Here is a 1,266-nt window from a genome sequence, read left to right as displayed (position 1 = left end):
TTCGGATAGATCGGGAATTTGGCGCAGAGGTCTGCGACTTCGGCCTTGACCTTGGCTTCGACGGCTCTGTTGCCGTCTTCGCCATTGGCGGCCAGGCCGTCGACCACTTCGATGATCCAGTCGGCGATCTGGCGGAATTCGACCTCGCCGAAGCCGCGGGTGGTGCCTGCCGGGCTGCCCAGACGGATGCCCGATGTGATGGTCGGCTTTTCGGGATCAAACGGCACGCCGTTCTTGTTGCAGGTGATATGCGCCCGGCCCAGAGCCTTCTCGGTGGCGTTGCCTTTCACCCCTTTGGGGCGCAGGTCGACCAGCACCACATGGGTGTCGGTGCCGTGGGTCACCGTGTCCAGCCCACCCTTGATCAGCTGATCCGACAGCGCCTGCGCGTTGGTGATCACCTGCTTGACATAGTCCTTGAACTCAGGCCGCAGGGCCTCGCCAAAGGCCACGGCCTTGGCTGCGATCACATGCATCAGCGGGCCGCCCTGAATGCCAGGGAAAATCGCCGAATTCACTTTCTTGGCGATATCTTCATCATTGGTCAGGATCATGCCGCCACGCGGGCCACGCAAGGTCTTGTGCGTCGTGGTCGTGGCCACATGCGCATGGGGGAAGGGGCTGGGGTGTTCGCCCGCTGCCACCAGACCGGCAAAATGCGCCATGTCCACGTGCAGATAGGCGCCGACCATATCGGCGATCTGACGCATGCGGGCAAAGTCGATCTGGCGTGGGATCGCCGAGCCACCCGCGATGATCAGCTTGGGCTGGTGCTCTTTCGCCAGCGCCTCGACCTGATCGTAATCCAGCATGTTGTCCTGCTGGCGCACGCCGTATTGCACCGCGTTGAACCACTTGCCCGACTGGTTCGGCCGCGCGCCGTGGGTCAGGTGGCCACCGGCATCCAGGCTCATGCCCAGAATGGTGTCGCCCGGCTTGATCAGGGCCTGAAACACGCCCTGGTTGGCCTGAGAGCCGGAATTGGGCTGCACATTGGCAAACTCGCATCCGAACAGCTGTTTGGCGCGGTCGATGGCCAGGTTTTCGGCAATATCAACAAACTGGCAGCCGCCATAGTAGCGGCGCCCGGGATAGCCTTCGGCATATTTGTTGGTCATCACCGAGCCCTGCGCCTCCATCACGGCGGCAGAGACGATGTTCTCGGACGCGATCAGCTCGATCTCGTCGCGCTGACGACCCAGTTCCGACGTGATCGAGCCAAAAAGCTCAGGATCACGATCAGCAAGGGACTGGGTGAAAAATCCG

The 1,266-nt window shown here is 62.0% G+C and carries 1 protein-coding gene; it reads right to left on the bottom strand.

Annotated elements, in window-relative coordinates; genetic code table 11:
* The coding region (gene glyA / locus AC2FJB_RS22830) for a serine hydroxymethyltransferase (RefSeq protein ID WP_496721248.1) at window positions 1–1,266 on the bottom strand (1,266 nt) is incomplete at both ends.

The sequence above is a fragment of the Ruegeria sp. CDSC085 genome, assembly GCF_059610465.1.
The sequence above is the reverse complement of the archived record's forward strand: the minus strand, read 5'-3'. Positions and strand labels throughout refer to the sequence as shown.